Below are 20,153 nucleotides of genomic sequence, written 5' to 3'. Positions count from 1 at the left end.
GACGCGCAGGCATGTGCGGACTTTGCGATCAGCGAAATCGCCAGGCCCAGTGTGCGTCGCCTCGGTCGCGCCGCTCGACGATGTCGATCCTCATGAATCGGTCGTGCGCGAGCGCCGTGCCGACCCAGAGTTCGCTCCAGGCCTCGAACACGGCTGGCGGGAGGTTGTCCCGCTCGGACATCAGACGCCAGGACGTCTGGCGTACGAGGATCGAGTCGCGATCCGGCGACAGCTCTGCGTCGTCGCCTTGGCCGCGGGCCAGTCGCGCGAACGCCTTTGCGAACCCTGCAGCGCCAGGCTCGACGCCGCCAAGAAGCGCTGCGACCTCGTCGAACGTATGCATGCCGATCAGCCTCGCCGCGGCGCCGGCCAGATGGCCGCCTTCCTCCGGGCCGAGCACGGCCACCGTCTCCGGCACGATCGAGGTGATATACTCCATCGCATAGTTGCGGAGCACCTTGAGGAGCCGTTCTTCGGGCCAGGCATTCTCCGCGAGCTTGGGAGCGCGGGCCGGATCGAAAGCCGGGCAACGCTCGCCCGGCGAGAACTGAAGACGTTCGTCCGGCGCGAGATCGTGATCCCATTCCTTGTAGTAGCCTTCGAGGCCGGGCTGGCCGTCGACGGTCTGCCCGGTGCAGACGAAGCCGAGCCTGGGATTGCCGAGGACGACGCCATTGTTGGCGTGCCATCCGCGCAGCATCGCGCGCGACACCTCGGAGGGAATGCCGCAGATCGCCGTCCCCGACCAGATCCAGCGCGGCGGCGGATAGCGCACCCACGCCTTGCGATCGTTTTCGTAGACGTATTCGACCTTCACGCCGCCGACCTGATTGGACAGGTAGTGGTACTGCGCACACGCGACCGCATGCGGCAGACCGTCGAGACCGAGCTTCTTCAACCCCGGAAGGAAGCGAGCCAGTTGCTGCCGCCGAAACGTCCGGAACACGATCTCCGCAGCGCGCTGCGGACCCGCCCGCGACGACAACATCAGGATGAGGCCGGTCAGGTAGGAGTGATAGATCAACTCGACGGCGCGACAGGCCGCAACGTCGGAAACGGGTGCGTGGCCATTCCCCTTCAATTGGCTCCCCTTCCCCACGCTCTCCGCTCAACCCTCACAGATAGTTCGCAGCGGCCTCGGCCTCGAAGCGGTCCGGCGGGCCTTCCCAGACGATCTTGGCATGATCCAGCACGTAGACGCGGTCGGCGTGCGGGAGCGCGAAGGTGACGTTCTGCTCGCCGAGCAGCACCGTGATCTTGGTGGTCTCGCGCAGTCGGTCGAGCGCCTTCGAGAGCGTCTCCAGGATGACCGGCGCGAGCCCGAGCGTCGGCTCGTCGAGGATCAAGAGCTTCGGCTTCATCATCAGCGCCCGCGCGATCGCCAGCATCTGCTGCTCGCCGCCGGACAGCGTGCGCGCCAGCTGCGGCTGCCGCGACTTGAGGATCGGAAACAGCCCGAACAGCCATTCGAGCCGCTCGGCACGCTCGGTGTCGGCCAGCGCATTGCCGCCGAGCTCGAGATTTTCGCGCACGCTCATGTCGCCGAACAACTCGCGCGTCTCCGGACATTGCACGATGCCTGAGCGGGCGATCTGCGCCGCCGTGCCGCCGGCAAGGCTGCGCCCTGCCCACTTCACCTCGCCCGAATATGGCACCAGGCCCGAGATGGCGTTGAACAGCGTCGTCTTGCCGGCGCCGTTGAGGCCGACGACCGAGACGAACTCGCCCTCATGGACGTGCAGCGACACGTCCTGGAGCGCCTGCGCCTTGCCGTAGAGCACGCCGACCTTGTCGACCTGCAGCGCCGGCGTGACGTCCTTGAAGCTCGCCTCCGGCCGCGCGGTCGAGACCAGCGCGCCGCCGAGATAGACGCGCCGGACCGTCTCGTCCTGCATCACCTCGGCCGCCCTGCCCTCGGCGATCTTCTCGCCGAGATACATCGCCAGCACGCGGTCGACCAGCGCCGACACGCTCTTGACGTTGTGGTCGACCAGCAGCACGGCGTGGCCGTCGTCGCGGAATTCGCGGATGAGCTCGGAGAAGTCGGCGACCTCGGACGCCGTGAGGCCGGCGAAAGGCTCGTCCACCAGCACCAGCTTCGGGCTGCGCGCCACCGCCTTCGCAAGCTCGAGCCGGCGCAGATCGGCAAACGCCAGTGTCGGCGGCCGCCGGTCGATGACGCCGCCGAGGCCGACGCGCTCCGCAATGGCCCGTGCGCGCGCATCGACGTCCTTGTCGGCGAACAGCCGCGTCAGCTTGTCCGGCAGCAGCGCGACCTTGATGTTCTCCAGCACGGTCTGGCGCGCCAGCGGCCGCGAATGCTGGAACACCAGCCCGACGCCCATGCGCGCGATGTGATGCGACGGCAGGCCCGCGAGCTCGACGCCGTCGAGCCTGACCGAGCCCGCGGTCGGCCGCTCGACGCCCATGACGCTCTTCATCGCGGTCGACTTGCCCGAGCCGTTCGGCCCGATCAGGCCGAGGATCTCACCGGGCCGGATCGAGAAGCTCAAATTCTTGACGGCGACGAGGCCGCCGAACCGTTTGGTGAGGCCGTTGACCTCCAGCATCGGAGCGCCACTCATGCCTTGGCCCCTCCCCTGATCATGCCGAGGAAGCCGTCGGGGAAGAAAAGGATGACCACGAGCGCAATCACGGAGACGATGAGGGTCGCGAGCTCGCCGAGCGGCCGCAGCAGCTCGCCCATGCCGATCAGGAAGATCGCGCCGATCGCGGCGCCAATGACGGTGCGCCGGCCGCCGAGCACCGCGGCGATGATGATCTGCACGCCGACGCCGACATCGACAAAGGTCGAGACCGAGGCCGTGCCCATGTAGAACACCATCAGCGCGCCGGCGAGCCCGGAGAAGAACGCGCTGACGACGAAGGCGGCGAGCTTGTGCTTGGTGACATTGAAGCCGAGCGCGCCGGCCTGGATCTTGTCTTGGCCACTCGCCTGCAGGATCAGCCCGATGGCGCTGCGCGACAAGCCGAACAGGATCGCTCCGCTCACCAGCATGAAGCCGAGCGCGATCCAGTAGTTGGTCCTGGCATCGATCGAGATCACGTCCGGCACGGCGAGGCCGATCTCGCCGCCGGTCAGCCCTGCGGCAACGACGATGAAGTTCTGCAACATCAGCACGGCCACCAGCGTGGTCAGGCCGAAATAAGGCCCGCTGACGCGCAGCGCCGGCAGCGCCAGCACGACGCCGCCGACGACCGCCGCCAGTGCGCCGGCGGCGATGCACAGCCAGATCGACAGGCCCGGCGAGAAGTGCGCATCGAGAATGCCGGCCGTATAGGCGCCGACGCCGATCAGGAAGGTCGGTCCGAAATTGACCTCGCCGGCGAAGCCGAATAGCAGGTCCCAGGACATCGCGAACACGGCCGTGTAGTACGCGACCGTCAGCAGCCCGAGGACGTAGCCTGAGACGTAGGTTGGCAGGATCAGAGCCACGATCACCGTCAGGAGCGCGATCCAGAACAGCCGCGACATAACGAATGCAGGCATGCTCACCTCCGTCCGAACAGCCCTTGCGGGCGCAGATACATGACGATGACGAGCAGCAGCAGCGCCGGGATCGTCCGGTAGGCCGGCGAGATCAGATAGGCCGTTCCGGTCTCGAGATAGCCGACGACATAGGCCGCGATCAGCGAGCCTGACACGCTGCCGAGGCCGCCGAGCACGACGATCGAGAACGCGCTCGCCGTCAGCGGTCCGACGCTGTAGGAGCTGACGCCCAGGAACATGCCGAGCAGGATGCCGGCAACGCCCGCCAGCAAGCCGTAGATCGCCCAGACGGTGAGATAGATCGACGACAGCTCGATGCCGAGCAAGGTGACGCCGCGCGGGTTCATCGACGCCGCCATCACGGCCTTGCCGCGCCTGGTGCGGTTGACCAGGAACCACAGCAGCCCGATCGCGACCCAGCAGATCACGGAGGTGAAATACTCGTTCTTCGGCGTACGCACGCCGAACACCGTGGTCACGCCCTCGACGATGGGCAGCACGGTCTTGGCGTTGTTGGTAAACAGATACGCGATCGCCTCCTGGATGATGATGCCCCACAGCAGCGTCGCGGTCAGGATGAAGATCTCCTTCTCGGACTCGGCGATGACCTTCGATCGCTGGATCGGCCTGACGGCGATGAAGTAGGTGGCGAACGCCAGGATGAAGCCGGCGATGACGCCGATCAGCGCCCCCGTGTAGGGCCCGACGCCGAGCTCGCTGGCAGCGGCCCAGGCGGCGACCGCGGCGCCGACCATGATGGCGCCGTGAGAAAGGTTGAGAACGCCGGAGACACCGAAGATGAGCGTGAAGCCGGTTGCGCCCAGGGCATACAGCGCGCTGATGGCAAAGCCATCGATCAAGATCTGCCAGAAAAGCATTGAAAATCGATCCGCAACGTCAGACTGAGGCACCAAGAAAATGGGCCGCTCCTTGAAGGAGCGGCCCCGCGATGCGTCAGTTGCTGGCCGCCTTGAGCTTGATGAAGGACGGCCAGGTTGCGGTGCCGGAGGCGAGCTCCTTGGGCCAGACATTGACCTGCTTGCCGTTCTGCCACTGCAGCATCAGTCCGGTGATGTAGCCCTTGCCGGTCCGCAGCGCGTGCGGGTTCGGATCGCCCTTCGGCTTGAAGGCGATGCGGCCAATCGTGCCGACATAGTCGGTCGCTTCCATCGCCTCGACCATCTTGTCGGGATCGGTGCCGCCGGCCCGATGGATCGCGTCCGCGATCATGTAGACTTCGTCGTAGGAGGTGTAGCCGGCATAGGATGGGAAGTTTCCGAACTTCTTCTGATAGGCATCCACGAACGGCAGTGTCTTCGGCGTCACCGCGACGCCCGGCCCCGATACGGCATTGTACATGACGCCCTCGACGGCGCCGTTGGTGTCCTTCCAGAAGGTCGAGTTGGTCGCCTGCGAGGAGATGCCGAACATCGGGATCGGCACCTGCTGGCTCTTCCACTGCACGGTCGGCTGGGTGCCGACATGCGAGATGCCGGTGATCATGACGTCCGGCTTCAGGCCTTCGATCTTGTTGAAGATCGGCGTGAAGTCGGTGGTATCAGGCGACATCCGGATATGGTCGACGACCTTCAGCCCGATCTCCGGCAGGCACTTCTCGTAGCCGGCGTCGAGCGGCGTCGTCCACGCCGCATCCTCGCTCATGATTACCGCGGTCTTCATCTTGTAGGGTTCGACCAGCAGATCCTTGGCCGCGTCGCAGACGAGGCCGGCCAGCGAGGTCGAGGTCAGATAGCCATGGAAGGTGTATTTGAGCTGGTCGTAGTTCTTGGCGATGTTCTGGGTGATGACGTCGGATGCGGCGCCTGGCGTGATCATCAGCGTCTTGAGGCGCCCTGCCCACGGCTCCAGCGCCAGCACGACCTCGGAGATGTAGCTCGCAATGACGGCGTTGACCTTGTCCTCGCTGACGGCGCGCTGGAAGGCACGCACCGATTCCGCCGAGGAGGAGTGATTGTCGTAGACGACGATCTCGATCTTGCGCCCGTCGACGCCGCCCTTGGCATTGATCTCCTCGGCGGCCAGTTGCGCCGCGGGAGCGATCGACGAGCCTGCGACGGCCTGGGCTTCGGCGATGACGCCGATCTTGATGGGATCGGCGGCCATGGCGGCCGAGGAGACGAGCGCAGTTGCGCAGCTCGCAAGCAAGATGGACTTGAGCGAAATCATGAAACCTCCCGAATCCTTATGCCTCTGACGGGCAGGCCCAACTTTGGTCTCCGATATGCCAGTGGGCAAGGGAACATCCGGCGACGTGCTCTGCGCTCAGCGCATTGTGATAGCGCGCCGCGCTCATGGCTCATGGAACATCTTACAAGACTGCCTCGTTCCTGCGCGCCGCCCAGACACATCCGCTGCATTGCAGCAACGGATATTCCGAGTCGCAGAAGGCCCACGTCCTTACGACCAGGCGGTGCCGGTGCCCTCGATCTACATGAAGCTTCTCGTCTGAAGCGGCGACCTCAACTCAGCCAAACTGGCGCAAGTGTCCAAGCATCTCGTGCACGTCGTAGGTCATGACGGCGAGCAGCGCCGCGAGCGCGAGATACGTCCCGGCATATTCGAGCTTCGTCTGCAGCGTCGTGCCATAATAAGCAACGTTCTCGGGCGCGCCGGGATCGTAGCGCCAGGCCTTCATCAGTTGCGGGGCTGCGAGGATGGCGATGATGAACAGCATCGGGCTCGGCCGATAGAGCATCAAAGCCAGCAGCAAGGGAACGCCGAGCAGCCAGATGCGCGGGCTCAGCACGCTGGTGATGCGGCCGCCGTCCAGCGGCGAGATCGGCAGCAGGTTGAACAGGTTCAGGAACAGGCCGGAATAGGCGATCGCGAGCAGCAGATTGCTGTCTTCCGATCTTGCCAACAAATAGACCGCGAGCGCCGCGGCGGTCCCGACCAGCGGACCGGCGAGTGCCACATAGGCCTCCGTCTCGACGTCGACCGGCTGCTCCTTGAGCGCGATCCAGGCGCCGACGAACGGAATGAAGGCGGGAGCGCCGACGTCGAGACCGCGCTGGCGCGCGGCGACGTAGTGCCCCATCTCATGAGCAAACAGCAGCGCGATGAAACCCGCCGCGTAGCGCCAGCCCCAGATGCCCGCATACACGACCAGCGACAGCAGCATCGTGCCGCCGCTCATGGCGAGCTTCCCCCATTTCAGGCCGGAGAACAGGATCAGCAGGAGTGCCTTCACGCGGGCCCGCCCGCGTTGTCGCCGCGCGGCTTGCGGCGCAGGAAGTTCATGACCGCGGCCCCGGCGCCGACGACGGCGAAGATGATGATCTTGGCGAACTTCAGGACGAACGCACCGGCCAGCGCCAGCAGCCCGAGCTTCTTCGCGGCAACGCCGCCGACCAGCGCCAGCAAGCCATATTCGGCGATCCGATCTGTGCCGGCGCTGAAATCCTCATAGCGCTTGCCGGCATTGTAGGAGAGATCGGACAGCAGTTCGTGCGCGACAGCCTTGTCGCCCGCGATCCGCTCCGAGCCGGACAGCAGGTTCAGGCTGAAATAGCCGTCACGCCCGAGCGCGTAGGTGTTGTAGTTGACGTTCTTCGGCGCATCGTCGGGCTGGCCCTTCTCCTTGGCGAGCAGCGACCAGACGAGACGATGCGTCGTGGCATCGTAGGCCGGCGGCTCGACCCAGCCGATCACGGCCATTTCCGGAAATCCGCGCGCCGCACGGTCCTTGTTCGCCTCTTCGGCGCCGGCGCGGAGGTTGCTCAGGAGATCCTCCGCGTTCCAGCTCTTGGCATCGTCGTCTTTGATGTAGCCTTCCTTGATGTGCTTGATGACCACCATCCAGTCGTCGTTCTGGCGCCTGCCGACGACCAGCCCGACGAAGGTCGCGTCGTTGACGACGTTGCCGAGCGCGCGAAGGACCCGCAGGCCTTCGTTCTTCGGGACGTAGAAGTAGTCGGCCGGAAGCTTCAGCGTGCCCTGGTCGATCAGCACGATGTCGCTTGGTCCGTCGGTGCCCGCTTGGCTCGCTGCCTGCCAGGCGGCCATCAGTTCAGCCTTGCGCGTGGCCTCATCCAAGGGCACGGCCTGCGCGTGAGCGGACAGGACGACGAACGCTGCGCACAACACTGCGCGCGCAATGACAATCAAGCTTTGCACCGGCCCCAATCCCCCAAAAACATCGGTCGGATAGTACCTCGAAGGCTCGGCAGCGCGCAACCAAAGGCCGATTGAGGCCTCTCGAAGCGATCGATTGGCGCTGCAGCGAGGGAGAGATGGTCCGAAAAGGCCCCCTCCTCGTCACGACGCTGTCTTGCTTTCGGCCAAAGCGGCGGGTCGAGTCACGTTTGAAAATTCAAAGAGAACATCGGCGTCGGCGGCGGGCCAAGGGTTTGGGGATCAGCAATGCAGTCCACACAGAACGTGCAACAGATTGATCAGAGCGAGATCGGCCTCGCCCCTGAGAAGCCCGAGAAGGCGAGCTACGATCAACTGTACCGGCGGGTCCTGCGCGAGGTGCTGACCCGGATCGATACGCGGCTCGCGGCGATCGAGAAGCCCGGCATGGCGGCGGATGCCGCGGCGGCAGCGAGCACGAGCGGGGCGGCAGACGCCGGGGCCAGCCGCTGGGCGCGGGTGAAGGCCCCCCTCGGCAGGCTGCGCGGGCGCAACGCCGTGGGTCTCGCGCTGCTGGTCGTGCTGGTCGGCGGCTCGGTCGCCTGGTCGCAGCGCGACGTCGGCACGTCACTGATGGACCGCTGGATGCCGGGCGCCAGCGAAGCGACGCAAGACGAGGCGACGGCTCAGCAGGGCAGCGAGGATGCCATGATGTCGAATGCCTCGCTGAGGGGAGCGGAAGACACCACCGGCTCCCGCGAGCCCGCGACGTTGATGCAGAGGATGGCGCGCGACATCGCCGATCTGCAGCAGGGCATCGAACAGATCAAGTCCACACAGGATCAGGCCAGCCGCGATCACACCCGCGCCATCGAGCAGCTACAGGCCGGCCAGGATCAGCTGATGCGACTGGTGTCACGAATGTCCAACCAGGCGGTGCAGGCACGCGGCACGGTCCCCCCAGGCCCGCCCCAGCAGATCATCGTCACGCCGCAGCAGCGGACCACGACGGGAATGGCCCGGCCGCAGCCGGCGCAGCCGCAGGGTTCGACGTTCGGGACACTCTTTACCCGCAACACCTCGGGCATTCAGCCGCCGATGCCGCGTTGATGGTGTGATCGGCAGCGGCCATCGGTAGCGGCCTTTGCGCTGCCGATGCGCCCATTTGCCGACCGGTCCTTACGAGCAGGTGTGAACGCGCCCGTCGTAGCCGCGATAGGTGCCCTTCTCCGCATCGTAGGTACGGAAGCTCTTGCAATTGACACCACCCCTCTTCGCTTCGCTCTCGGGCTTGCTGCGGGCGCGGAGCTTGCGCTTGGCCGGCTTGGCGTCGTCCTCGGCGTGATGAGCATGCGCGTTCGCTTTGCCGTGCCGTTCGGGCTTGGCTGACGGGGCTGCGGTATCCTGCTTCACAGCCGCCGTCTGCGGTACCGCCGCTGAAGGCGCCGCGGCCGGCGGCTCGGATGTCTTGGGCTCGGCCGGCGCTACCGCAGGCTTCGCCTCGGCAGCGGTGGCCGGCTGTTCCGCCGGCGCAGCGGCCGCCGGCTTGCTCTCCGCCGCCTTCTCCTCGGCCTTGCCTTCGAGCTTCTCCGGTACGGGCGCGTCCTTGGCGACGGCGGCCGGCTGAACGGCCGGAGCGGGCTCTGCCGGTTTCGACTCGGTCACGGCCGGCTTCTGGCCGACGTCGGTGGCGGAGTTCGGTTCGACCTTGGTCTCGGATTTGGCCTCGGCCGGCTTGCTCTCGGCCGCAACATCCGTCGCGGTTTTTTCGGTCGATACTTTGTCCGCCGGCTGCGGGCTGGCGCTGTCAGTGGACTGAACGGGCTTGGTGTCCACAGCGGCCGGCTCGGCGGGCTTCTCGGCCGTCTTCTCAGGCTCGGCCGCGGCCGCCGGCTTGCCGGCGTCCGAGGGCTGCTCTGCGGGCTTGTCGGCCGTCGGCGCGGCAGACTGCTCCGTGGCGGGCTTGGCCGCATCGTTCGCGGCTCCCTGGGCCCAGGCGCTGGAGCCAGCGATCACTCCGAGGACGCACAACAGAACGCCCGCGCGGACGGCTGGCGGACAGACAACGGAAACTTGCATGCTGGAAAACTCGCTTGAGGGGCCGGCAGATTGCCGGTTTAAGTCATCTGCAGCCAGCTTTCGCCACGAAAACTGCGTGCGCGCAAAAGAGTCGCACAAGGTGTGCTTTCCGCATCATGGATTTGCAATCGCGGCGTGAAGTCCGGCGCGCCGACACTCAATGCGTCGGATGCCGAGGGCACATTGGCCGCCTGAATGGCGTGGACTGGGTCCGGCTGGCCCCCCGGGTGACGTCGCGGCGCTTCACGCGCTCACGGCGTTGCGGCTGATCACGTGATGGTAGTACGACGCGCTGAGCTTGGGCGTGCGCACCTGGGTGTCGAAGTCGACGTAATAGATGCCGAAACGCTGCTTGTAGCCGAACACCCACTCGAAATTGTCCAGCAGGCTCCACAGGAAGTAGCCCTTCACGGGCACGCCCTCGGACGTTGCGCGCTGGAGCTGGGCGAGATAATTGCGCAGATACATCACGCGGTCGAGGTCGTGGACCTTGCCGTCGGCGGTCAGCTTGTCGTCCGATGAGGTGCCGTTCTCGGTGATGTAGATGGTCTGGAGATTCCAGATCTTGGCGGCGAGCTTCGGCACCCAATAGGCCGTCTCCGGACCGACCTGCAGCCAGGGGGAGCTCATATGCGGGAACGAGGACGGCATCGGCAGCACGTCGAAGCCAGCCGCGCGGTCCGACGCGACGACATAGGCTTGCGGCGCGTAGATGTTGAGGCCGACGAAATCGACCGGCGCCGAAATGATCTTCAGTTCGTCGGCGGTGAATTTCGGGGCATCCTTGCCGGACCACGCCAGGAAACCGTCCGTGTAGCGCCCCTCGAGGATGACGTTGAGGAAGCCCGCATTCAATTCGCGCGTCGCGATCTCGGCGGCGCGGATGTTCTCCGGCGTGTCGATCGCCGGCAGGCAGGCCGTGATGTTCTCGGCCATGCCGACGCGCATGCCGGTTTGCCCGCCGGCGCGGATGGCCTGGACGGCGAGACCGTGCGCCAGCGCCACGTGATGGCGCGCCTGGTTGACCTGCTGCTGCGGCAGCTTCAGCCCGGGCGCGTCGACGCCGAGGCCATAGCCGAACGGGATGAATCGGCCGCATTCGTTGATCGTGAAGATGGTCTTCACACGGTCGCCGAGATGCTGCGCGACGTAGCCCGCATAATGCGCAAAGGCCCTGGCCGTGTCGGCCGACAGCCAGCCGCCGACCCGGTCCTGCAGCGCCTGCGGCAGATCCCAATGATACAGCGTTGCGTACGGCGTGATGCCGTTGGCCAGGAGCTCGTCGACGAGGCGGTTGTAGAAGTCGAGGCCCTTCAGATTGGGCGTCAGCCCGCCGTCGGGAAACAGCCGGGGCCAGCCGATCGAGAACCGATAGGCCCGGCAGCCGAGCTCCTTGATCAGCCGCACGTCGCCCTTGTAGCGGTTGTAGTGATCACAGGCGACGTCGCCGGTGCTGCCGTCCTCGATGTTGCCCTGCAGATGCGTGAACACATCCCAGATCGACGGTCCGCGGCCATCGGCCGTGGCCCCGCCCTCGATCTGATACGACGACGTCGCCGTCCCCCACACGAAATCGGCGGGAAACCGCCGCCCGGCATCCTCCTTCACCGCGCTCTCCTCCGCCTGCGCCGGGCCATTGGCCGCCCCAAGGGCAGCCAGCCCGGCCAGCTTTGCAAGATCACGGCGGGAGACGTCGTTCGGCATTGATGAACCTCAAACCTCTGTCGCTTTCGCGCCCGATCGGGACAACGTAGGCCCTACGAACCATATCTGGGCCCCGATTTGAACAGCCCGGGATGGCGGCAATGGAGCGACCCCGATCACATCTGCGTCCCGCGCCGTCGCGTCAACGGCCGAGGACGCAACGCTCGGCATTCTGACCGCCGCACTGCTGCGGCGGCCGTTGAACACGGCGGCACGCACCGAGGGAGCCACCTCGGCTCGACAGCGGTGCTCGATTACGCCTATGGTTGAGTCATGACGGATCACGATCACCATCACGACCATCCGCACGATCACTCGGACCTGTCCGAGACCGATCTGCGCGTTCGCGCGCTCGAAAGCATCCTGACCGAGAAGGGGTATATCGATCCTGCTGCGCTCGACGTGCTCATCGAGACCTATGAGAGCAAGGTCGGTCCCCGCAACGGCGCCCAGGTGGTGGCGCGGGCCTGGACCGACCCGGCCTATCGGGCGCGCCTTCTGGCCGATGCCACGCCGGCGATCGGCGAGCTCGGCTATGCCGGCCGCCAGGGCGAGCACATCGTAGCAGTCGAGAACACGCCGGATCTGCACAACATGGTCGTGTGCACGCTCTGCTCCTGCTACCCGTGGCCCGTGCTCGGCCTGCCGCCGGTCTGGTACAAGTCGGCGCCCTATCGCGCCAAGGCGGTGAAGGATCCGCGCGGCGTCCTGAAGGATTTCGGCTTCGAGCTGCCGCCGACGACGAAGATCCGGGTGTGGGATTCGACCGCCGAGGTCCGCTATTTCGTGCTGCCGATGCGGCCCGAGGGGACCGACGGCTGGAGCGCGGAGCAGCTCGCCGAACTCGTCACGCGCGACAGCATGATCGGCACCGGGCTGCCGAAGCAACCGCATGAGGTCGGTAGCTGATGGATGGCGCGCATGACATGGGCGGCGTCGCCGGCTTCGGTCCGGTCCGCCCCGAGCCGAACGAGCCGGTGTTTCACGCCGAGTGGGAGCGTCGCGCGTTCGCCATGACGCTGGCCATGGCGACCCCCGGCGGCTGGAACATCGACATGTCGCGCTTCGCGCGCGAGAACCGTTCGCCGGACGATTACCTCGGCATGAGCTACTACCAGATCTGGCTCGCGGGCATCGAACGGCTGATGCAGGAGCGGCATCTGGTCGACGCCGATGAGATCGCCGCCGGCAAGGTGCTGCATCCGGCCAGGCCCGTCGCCAGGATCCTCACTGCAGATGCCGTCGCGGCGACCCTGCGTCGCGGCGGTCCGACCGAACGCGCGGAAACCAAGCCGGCGCGGTTCGCCGTCGGCGACCGCGTGCGCGCTATGGACATCCATCCGGCGACGCACACGCGGCTGCCGCGCTACGTGCGCGGCCATCTCGGCCGCATCGAGGCGATCCGGGGCGTGCACGTGTTTCCCGACAGCAACGCCCATGGCGGCGGCGAAGACCCGCAATGGCTCTACACGGTGTCGTTCAGCGGCGCCGAGCTGTGGGCCGACGCGCCCGATCCGCTGCTGGAGGTGACGGTCGACGCCTTCGAGCCCTATCTGGAGCCAGCCCGATGACACCGGACCGTGAGGCGGCGGTCGCGGCGACGCGCGCCCTGCCCGGCATTCCCGTCGATGACAGTGGGCCCGTGTTTCGCGAGCCGTGGGAAGCGCACGCCTTCGCGATGGCCGTCACGCTGCACGCCCGCGGCCTCTTCACTTGGCCCGAATGGGCGGCTGCGCTCGCCGAGGAGATTTCGCGCGCGCAAGCGTCTGGTGATCCCGATTGCGGCGATACCTATTACCGGCACTGGCTGGCGACGCTCGAGCGGCTCGTCGCCGAGAAGGGCGTCACCTCCGCGGACGCGCTGACGCGTTACCGCGATGCCTGGGATCACGCTGCTGATCGCACCCCGCATGGCAGGCCGATCGAGCTCAAGCCCGAGGATTTCGTCGGTTGAGGCCGCGTGCGCGTCGTAAGAATGCTTAATGCCCGGTGAGCGGGCGATCCTGCTTTTTGTGGGCCGGTCTTAACGGCCGGCTATTCATGCCGCGAACAGCCGTATTCGTTCGAAATTGAACATTCATCAGTGCGTCCGTAGCGTCCCGCATCTTCTTTGCTGAAGTTGAGGGGGACGTCGAAATGCCCGCGCCAGAGTTCGCCACCATCGTCGACACGCTCGCCGGCGTGCGCCAGGACTATCACGAGAAGCTCAAATCGATTCCGCAATACGAGGCCTTCCTGCTGATCGAAAGCTCGACCGAGAAGGCCGCGGGCGCCCTGCACGGCACCGAGGCGTCGGGCTCCTCCATCGCCACCGACGTGATCGACTCGCTGCAATATGCGCGCAACCGGTTCGAGCAGCACATGGCCTCGATCCCGGAATATCGCGTGCTGGTGGCGATCGACCGCGTGATCAAGGAGATCTCGCAGCATCTCGGCCTCGCGCCGGCTGATGAGGCGCCTGCCGCAGAGAGCCCCGCCGCGGCCGCCGAGCAGCCCGCCGAAGCTGCTGAGGCAATGGCGAGCACCGAAGCCGACGCCTCCGCCGAAGAGACCGCGCCCGTCGAGCCGGCCCAGCCCGAAATGGCCGAAGACGAAACGGCTTCAGCCGAGGACGAGCCGGTCGAAGCCGGGGCCCCGACCCTGCGTGTCGTCGATACTCCGGCGAAGTCGCCATCGATCGTGCCCGCCGATCAGGATGATGCCGCGGAGGACGACGACATCGTGGTGCTGAACGCACCCGCCTGGGAGAAGAGCGGCAAGGACGCCAAGGACGAGATCACCGCGCGTCTCGTTGCGCAGGCGGCCTCCGCTGCCGCTAACCAGGCCGATGACGGCCACGACGTCGCCGATGCCGATCTCGTCATCGTCAGCCAGCGCGAGCCGTCGGACACCGAAGCCGCCTGAGCGCTCGTCTGTCGCGCAACTCTCCGCGGGGCTCGAGGGCCCCGCTTCCGATTCAGGATGGCCCGCCCGCCGCGATGTACTCGCGCCATCCCTTGGCGCGCAGCTCGCAGGCGGGACACTGCCCGCAGCCATGGCCCCAATCGTGCCGCGCGCCGCGCTCACCGAGATAACAGGTGTGCGACTGGTCGCGGATCAGGTCGACGAGGCCGGTGCCGCCGAGATCGTGCGCCAATTGCCAGGTCGCGGCCTTCGACAGCCACATCAGCGGCGTGTGCAGCTCGAACGCGCGCGCCATGCCCAGGCTCAGCGCGTTCTGCAGCGCCTTGATGGTCTCGTCGCGGCAGTCCGGATAGCCCGAATAGTCCGTCTCGCACATGCCGCCGACGATGTGGCGGATGCCGCGGCGATAGGCGAGCGCCGCCGCAAAGGTCAGGAAAACCAGATTGCGGCCCGGCACGAAGGTGTTGGGCAGGCCGTCGGCGCCCATCTCGATCGCGACGTCGCGCGTCAGCGCCGTCTCCGAGATCGCAGCCAGCGTCGGAATGTCCAGCGTGTGGCTGTCACCGAGCTTGACCGCCCAGTCGGGACGCAGGCGCGCGATGCCCTCGACCAGCCGGTCGCGACAGGCGAGTTCGATCGCATGGCGCTGGCCGTAGGCGAATCCGATCGTCTCAACGCGCGCGAAGCGGTCGAGCGCCCAGGCCAGGCACGTCGTGGAATCCTGCCCGCCCGAGAACAGCACCAGGGCCGTCGTGTCCTGCTCATTCATGGCTCCCGCTTAGCATCATCGACGGGTCGGGCCAACCTGCGGAGCGATCCCGCGTCATGGCCTTTTTGCTGGGAGCCGCGCGCCGCTTGGGGCATACAGGACAGGATCGAACGATGCTGTCAGGACCTGCCAATGATCCCTTCCCGCGACATCTCCCGCCTGATCGAGATCATGGCGGCGCTGCGCACGCCGGTCACCGGCTGTCCGTGGGACGTCGAGCAGACCTTCCAGACGATCGCGCCCTACACCATCGAGGAAGCCTATGAGGTGGCCGACGCGATCACGCGCGTCGACATCGACGATCTGCGCGAGGAGCTCGGCGATCTCCTGCTGCAGGTGGTCTATCACGCCCGCATCGCCGAGGAGCAAGGCGCGTTCGCGTTCGGCGACGTCGTCGAGGGCATCACGAAGAAGATGATCCGCCGCCATCCGCATGTGTTCCCGGACAAGGACGGCAACGTCACCCAACCCACCAAGGGCACCTGGGACCGCATCAAGGCCGAGGAGAAGGCCGAGCGCGCCGCGCGCCGCCCGCCCGAGGAGCGGACGAGCAAGTCCTCGCTGCTGGCAGGGATCAAGGCCGGACAGCCGGCGCTGGTGCGCGCGATGGAGCTGCAGCGCAAGGCCGCGACCGTCGGCTTCGACTGGAACGATCCGCGTGCCGTGTTGCAGAAGATCCGCGAGGAGGCCGACGAGATCGAGGCCGCCCTCGACAACAGAGATGCGACCGAGCTGACCGAGGAGACCGGCGATCTCCTGTTCGCGCTGGTCAATCTCGCCCGCCATGCCGATGTCGATCCGGAGACCGCGTTGCGCGGCACCAACGCCAAGTTCGAGCGCCGCTTCGCGCACATCGAACAGGCGCTGACGGCCAAGGGCCGCAGCCTCGAAGAAGCCTCGCTCGACGAGATGGACGAATTGTGGAACGAGGCGAAGCGACTGGAGAAGGAGCGTCCCCCGTCTCCGAAGCCGTGATCAGCCGCCCTTGCGCGACAGCACGGCCTTCGCGATCTCGACGAAGCGCTGCGCGGCGGGCGACAATCCGAAATCGGCGCGGCTCAAGAGCGAGACGTGCCGATGGATCGTCGGCTGCGACAGGGGGATGGCAACGAGCGTCGGAAATTGTGCCTTCGGCAGCATGTGCGCGGGCAGGATGCTCAGGCCTGCGCCCTCCGCCGTGAGCGCCAGCGCGGTGGTGATCAGCGACACCTCCCAGGCCGGCTTCAGCGCCCGCCCCGTCTGCGCCAGCGCCTCGTCGATCTGACTGCGGATCCGCGTGCCGTGACGCATCGTGATCAGCTCGGAGCTCATGATGCCGTCCCACGTCAGGCGGCGGTGCTTCTCGAACCGGCCGTCCTTGATGCCGATGGCCGACAGCGGACTTTGCATCAGTGTGTCGATCCGGACCTCCGGCACGCCCTCGTCCTCGACGCTGCCGAGGCCGAACTCCGCCTGCCCGGCCATCACGATCGCGAGGAGCTCGTCGGGGGCGACATCACGCAGGTCGATCCTCACCTCGGGATGGCGCGACCGGAACGTCGCGAACACGCGTGGCAGCAGCGCCGACGCCACGCCCGCTGAGACCGCGATGGAGATCCGGCCGGCCTTGATCTCGGCAAGGTCGCGCATCCGCTGCGACAGCCCCTGCGCTCCCGCCAGGATGCGCTCGGCGGCGGTGATCGCCTCGCGGCAGGCCGCCGTCGGGTGCAGCGCCCGCGTCGTGCGATCGAACAGCTTGAGCTGAAAGTTCTCCTCGATCTGCCGGATCAGGAGGCTGATCGCCGACTGCGTGACGCGAAGCTCGGCGGCCGCCCTGGTGATGCTGCCGAGCCGATACACCAGGACCAGGGCCTCCAGTTGCCGCAGGGTCGGGGGCATTAGCTTTCCTTATGAATGAATGAGAATTTTGTGGCTAATCGAAAGAGTTTGATCATGCAACATATTTGCAAACAGCCGGAGCGGCGAAGCGGCCCGGCAACAACAAGCACATGGGGAGGGACATTTGACGCAGGCGATCAATCTCACGCGCTACGTCGACGAGCGGCCGCTGTCGGGATTCCAGATCCGGGTCATCTGCCTGTGCGCGCTGGTCGTCGGGCTCGACGGCTTCGATGCCCAGGCGCTCGGCTTCGTCGCCCCTGCCCTCAGCAAGGATTTGCATCTGGCGCCGGGCGCGTTGGGGCCCGTGTTCGGTGCGTCCCTGTTCGGCGTGATGATCGGCTCGCTGGTGTTCGGCGCGCTGGCCGACTATCTCGGACGCAAATGGCTGGTGGTGGCCGGCGTTCTCGTATTCGCGCTCGGCTCGCTGGCGACGACGCAGGCCACCAGCATATCCGACCTCGTCGTCCTCCGCTTCGCGACCGGAATCGGGCTCGGCGGCGTCCTGCCCAACACCATCGCGCTGACCGGCGAATATTCCCCGCAGCGTCGCCGAACCTTGCTGATCATGCTGATGTTCATGACCGTGTCGCTGGGGTCGGCGATCGGCGGAGCGGTCGCGGCCAAGCTCATCACCGCCTATGGCTGGCAGATCATCTTTCTCATTGGCGGCGCTCTGCCGCTCATCCTCTGTCCGGTCCTGATCGTCTGGCTGCCGGAATCGCTCTCGCTGATGGCGCTCGATCCGCGCAGGAGCGAACGCGTGCGCACGTTGCTGGCGCGCATCGATCCCACGGCCCAGCTTCCGGCCGATGCGCGGTTCACCATCGTCGAGGAGAGCGGCAAGGGCTTCCTGCTGCCGCAGTTGTTCACCAAGCGGCGCCTGCTCCCGACCCTGCTGCTGTGGGTGATGTTCTTCATGAACATGATGGACATCTATTTCCTCAACAGCTGGCTGCCGACGCTGACGCATGGTGTCGGCCTCGACGTCCAGGCGGCGATCGCGGTCGGCGTCGCCTTTCAGCTCGGCGGCATGCTCGGCACCGTCGGGCTCGGCTTGCTGATCGAACGGTTCGGCTTCGATCGCGTCCTGTTCGTGACCTACGTCGCCGGCTTCCTCTCGATCGTCACCATCGGCATCGCCGGCGCCTCGTTGCCGATCCTGGTGCCCGCGGTCTTCATCGCCGGCGTCGCCGTGATCGGCGGACAGATCGGCTGCAACGCCTACGCGGCGCGGATCTATCCGACCTACATCCGCGGCACCGGCATCGGCTGGGCGCTGGGCATCGGCCGCTTCGGCTCGATCCTCGGCGTCACGCTCGGCGGGCTGATGCTCGCGGCGAAATGGGACGTGTCCTCGCTGTTTCAGGCGAGCGCGGTGCCGCAGCTGTTCTCGGCACTGGTGATCCTCGGCCTTGCCGTCCTTGGCATGCGCGGCAGTCTTCCGAGCGCCGGCGACGCGCAGCGGGACGCGCTTTCGACAGCCGAGCGTGCCTAGGTTCAAAGCAAAAAGAGAACTGACATGAAGACGATTCAAACCCAGGTGCTCATCGTGGGTGCCGGCCCGGTCGGGCTGACCGCCGCCATGGACCTTGCCTCGCGCGGCATCGACGTCGTCGTCGCCGAGATCAGGCGCGCCGGAGAGCCGCCCAACGTGAAGTGCAACCACGTTTCCGCGCGGTCCATGGAGGTGTTCCGCCGCCTTGGCATCGTCCAACACGTGCGCGAAGGCGGCCTGCCGGCCGACTTTCCCAACGACTGCGCCTATCGCACCGCGGTCGTCGGCCGCGAGCTGACCCGCATTCCGATTCCGTCCCGCCAGGATCGCTATACGGCGACCGGTGGACCCGACACCGATTGGCCGACGCCCGAGCCGCCCCATCGCATCAACCAGATCTATCTCGAGCCCATCCTGTTCGCTTGCGCCGAGGCGCAACGCGGCATCACGATTCTCAACCGCGTCGAGGTCGATCGGTTCGACCAGGATGAAGACGGCGTGATCGCGCGGGCGCGCGATCTCGACACCGGCCAGGACATCACCATTTCGGCCGATTATCTGATCGGCTGCGATGGCGGCCGCTCCGCGGTGCGCAAGCTGATCGGCGCACGGCTCGGCGGCACCGATGTCGTACAGCGGGTGCAGTCGACCTACATCCGTGCCCCCGCGCTGAAGGACCTGATCACCCAGAAGCCGGCCTGGATGACGATGTCGCTCAACCCGCGGCGCTGCGGCACCACCGTCTCCATCGACGGCCGCGACAACTGGCTGATCCACAACCACCTCGCGGCCGAGGAAGTCGAATTCGACAGTGTCGATCGCGACTGGGCGCTGCGCACCATTCTCGGCGTCGACGACCGTTTCCAGTATGAGATCATCAGCAAGGAGGACTGGATCGGACGCCGCCTGGTGGCGGACCGCTTCCGCGATCGCCGCACTTTCATCTGTGGCGATGCCGCGCATCTGTGGATTCCCTATGCCGGCTACGGCATGAATGCGGGGATCGCCGATGCGGTCGACCTGTGTTGGATGCTCGCCGGCGTGCTGCACGGCTGGGCTGCCCCCGCCCTGCTGGACGCCTATGAGGCGGAGCGTCAGCCGATTACCGAGCAGGTGTCGCACTTCGCGATGAACCATGCGCTCGCCGTGATGAGCCAGCGGCGCGCCGTGCCTGCCGAGGTCGAAATGGAGGGCCCCGTCGGCGACGCGGCGCGTAGCAAGGTCGGCAAGGCCGCCTACGATCTCAACGTGCAGCAATATTGCTGCGCCGGCTTGAACTTCGGCTACTACTATGACCGGTCACCGGCCATTTCGTACGATGGCGAGACGCCGCCGCCCTACGGCATGGGCCATTTCACTGCGTCCACGGTGCCGGGCGCACGCGCCCCTCATGTGTGGCTCGCCGATGGCCGATCGCTGCTGGATGCGCTCGGCCCGGCCTACACGCTGGTCCGGTTCGATCCGGCCGTCGATGTCACGGCGCTCGTCGAGGCCGCAGCTCGGCATGGCGTTCCCCTGACTGTGGTCGACGTCGACCGGGCCGCGGCCGGCTATGGCTTTGCCGAAAGCCTGCTGCTGGTGCGGCCGGATTCCCACATCGCCTGGCGTGGCATGGCCGCACCGAAAGAGCCCGACGACCTGTTGGACCGCCTGCGCGGCCTCACAACCCAGCCTGAGGCCGTGCGCCGTGACAATGCCGTCGTCGCCTGATCCGC

The 20,153-nt window shown here is 66.5% G+C and carries 19 protein-coding genes; 8 read left to right on the top strand and 11 right to left on the bottom strand.

Features of this window, described 5'->3' with window-relative positions; translation table 11 throughout:
* Positions 1-28 precede the first annotated feature (28 nt).
* The 7 genes from QX128_RS01230 to QX128_RS01200 all read right to left on the bottom strand — a co-directional run bounded on the left by QX128_RS01230 (position 29) and on the right by QX128_RS01200 (position 7,537).
* Positions 29-1,081 carry a hypothetical protein gene (locus QX128_RS01230; protein ID WP_316236480.1) on the bottom strand — a complete coding sequence of 351 codons (1,053 nt, stop codon included), beginning with the start codon at positions 1,079-1,081 and terminating at the stop codon, positions 29-31.
* A 34-nt stretch (positions 1,082-1,115) separates the two neighbouring features.
* Entirely contained in the window at positions 1,116-2,585 is a 1,470-nt protein-coding gene (locus QX128_RS01225; protein WP_316236479.1) for an ATP-binding cassette domain-containing protein, read from the bottom strand.
* Positions 2,582-3,511: a branched-chain amino acid ABC transporter permease gene (locus QX128_RS01220; protein ID WP_315799965.1), complete on the bottom strand. Its 930-nt coding sequence runs from the start codon at positions 3,509-3,511 to the stop codon at positions 2,582-2,584. Before QX128_RS01220 ends, QX128_RS01225 begins: the two co-directional genes overlap by 4 nt.
* Positions 3,512-3,513: 2 nt before the next feature.
* A complete protein-coding gene (locus QX128_RS01215) occupies positions 3,514-4,389 on the bottom strand; it encodes a branched-chain amino acid ABC transporter permease (RefSeq protein WP_316236478.1) in 876 nt (291 codons plus the stop codon).
* A 76-nt stretch (positions 4,390-4,465) separates the two neighbouring features.
* A complete protein-coding gene (locus QX128_RS01210) occupies positions 4,466-5,698 on the bottom strand; it encodes an ABC transporter substrate-binding protein (RefSeq protein WP_316215819.1) in 1,233 nt (410 codons plus the stop codon).
* A 298-nt stretch (positions 5,699-5,996) separates the two neighbouring features.
* On the bottom strand, positions 5,997-6,722 hold the full coding sequence (locus QX128_RS01205; protein ID WP_315799962.1) for a site-2 protease family protein: 726 nt from the start codon (positions 6,720-6,722) through the stop codon (positions 5,997-5,999).
* Positions 6,719-7,537, bottom strand: a complete 819-nt coding sequence (locus QX128_RS01200) for a DUF2167 domain-containing protein (RefSeq protein ID WP_316236477.1) — start codon at positions 7,535-7,537, stop codon at positions 6,719-6,721. Before QX128_RS01200 ends, QX128_RS01205 begins: the two co-directional genes overlap by 4 nt.
* A 357-nt stretch (positions 7,538-7,894) precedes the next feature.
* Here QX128_RS01200 and QX128_RS01195 point away from each other — a divergent pair, with 357 nt between their 5' ends.
* A complete protein-coding gene (locus tag QX128_RS01195) occupies positions 7,895-8,716 on the top strand; it encodes a hypothetical protein (RefSeq protein WP_316215820.1) in 822 nt (273 codons plus the stop codon).
* A 69-nt stretch (positions 8,717-8,785) separates the two neighbouring features.
* Here the strand turns inward: QX128_RS01195 and QX128_RS01190 are convergent, their stop codons facing one another.
* Positions 8,786-9,685, bottom strand: a complete 900-nt coding sequence (locus QX128_RS01190; protein WP_316236476.1) for a hypothetical protein — start codon at positions 9,683-9,685, stop codon at positions 8,786-8,788.
* 243 nt (positions 9,686-9,928) lie between these two features.
* Positions 9,929-11,389 (bottom strand): GH1 family beta-glucosidase, encoded by a 1,461-nt coding sequence (locus QX128_RS01185; RefSeq protein ID WP_316236475.1) that lies wholly within the window; start codon positions 11,387-11,389, stop codon positions 9,929-9,931.
* A 273-nt stretch (positions 11,390-11,662) separates the two neighbouring features.
* On the opposite strand from QX128_RS01185, the gene nthA reads away from it, so the two are divergent.
* From nthA to QX128_RS01165, 4 genes are all read left to right on the top strand, one after another.
* On the top strand, positions 11,663-12,298 hold the full coding sequence (gene nthA, locus QX128_RS01180) for a nitrile hydratase subunit alpha (RefSeq protein ID WP_316236474.1): 636 nt from the start codon (positions 11,663-11,665) through the stop codon (positions 12,296-12,298).
* Positions 12,298-12,960 carry a nitrile hydratase subunit beta gene (gene nthB, locus QX128_RS01175; RefSeq protein WP_316236473.1) on the top strand — a complete coding sequence of 221 codons (663 nt, stop codon included), beginning with the start codon at positions 12,298-12,300 and terminating at the stop codon, positions 12,958-12,960. Before nthA ends, nthB begins: the two co-directional genes overlap by 1 nt.
* Positions 12,957-13,343, top strand: a complete 387-nt coding sequence (locus QX128_RS01170; RefSeq protein ID WP_315799956.1) for a nitrile hydratase accessory protein — start codon at positions 12,957-12,959, stop codon at positions 13,341-13,343. The genes nthB and QX128_RS01170 overlap by 4 nt, the downstream gene beginning before the upstream one ends.
* A 182-nt stretch (positions 13,344-13,525) precedes the next feature.
* Positions 13,526-14,293: a hypothetical protein gene (locus QX128_RS01165; RefSeq protein WP_316236472.1), complete on the top strand. Its 768-nt coding sequence runs from the start codon at positions 13,526-13,528 to the stop codon at positions 14,291-14,293.
* Positions 14,294-14,345: 52 nt separating this feature from the next.
* Here the strand turns inward: QX128_RS01165 and queC are convergent, their stop codons facing one another.
* On the bottom strand, positions 14,346-15,062 hold the full coding sequence (gene queC, locus QX128_RS01160; RefSeq protein ID WP_316236471.1) for a 7-cyano-7-deazaguanine synthase QueC: 717 nt from the start codon (positions 15,060-15,062) through the stop codon (positions 14,346-14,348).
* A 132-nt stretch (positions 15,063-15,194) separates the two neighbouring features.
* Here queC and mazG point away from each other — a divergent pair, with 132 nt between their 5' ends.
* Entirely contained in the window at positions 15,195-16,037 is an 843-nt protein-coding gene (gene mazG / locus QX128_RS01155) for a nucleoside triphosphate pyrophosphohydrolase (protein WP_316236470.1), read from the top strand.
* Here mazG and QX128_RS01150 read toward each other — a convergent pair whose 3' ends face one another.
* Positions 16,038-16,940, bottom strand: coding sequence for a LysR family transcriptional regulator (locus tag QX128_RS01150; RefSeq protein WP_316178715.1), 903 nt, complete (start codon positions 16,938-16,940; stop codon positions 16,038-16,040). It lies immediately after the preceding gene.
* 124 nt (positions 16,941-17,064) lie between these two features.
* Between QX128_RS01150 and QX128_RS01145 the strand changes: the two genes are divergently transcribed.
* The gene (locus tag QX128_RS01145; protein ID WP_316178713.1) at positions 17,065-18,438 is read left to right on the top strand and encodes an MFS transporter; all 1,374 of its coding nucleotides are present in this window, start codon (positions 17,065-17,067) and stop codon (positions 18,436-18,438) included.
* A gap of 24 nt (positions 18,439-18,462) precedes the next feature.
* Complete coding sequence (locus QX128_RS01140; protein ID WP_316236469.1) at positions 18,463-20,148, top strand: FAD-dependent oxidoreductase; 1,686 nt, start codon at positions 18,463-18,465, stop codon at positions 20,146-20,148.
* Positions 20,149-20,153 lie beyond the last annotated feature (5 nt).

Source organism: Bradyrhizobium sp. SZCCHNR1015, from assembly GCF_032489875.1.
Lineage (GTDB): Bacteria > Pseudomonadota > Alphaproteobacteria > Rhizobiales > Xanthobacteraceae > Bradyrhizobium.
Note: the sequence above shows the minus strand (reverse complement) of the source record. Positions and strands in the feature narration are given on the sequence as shown.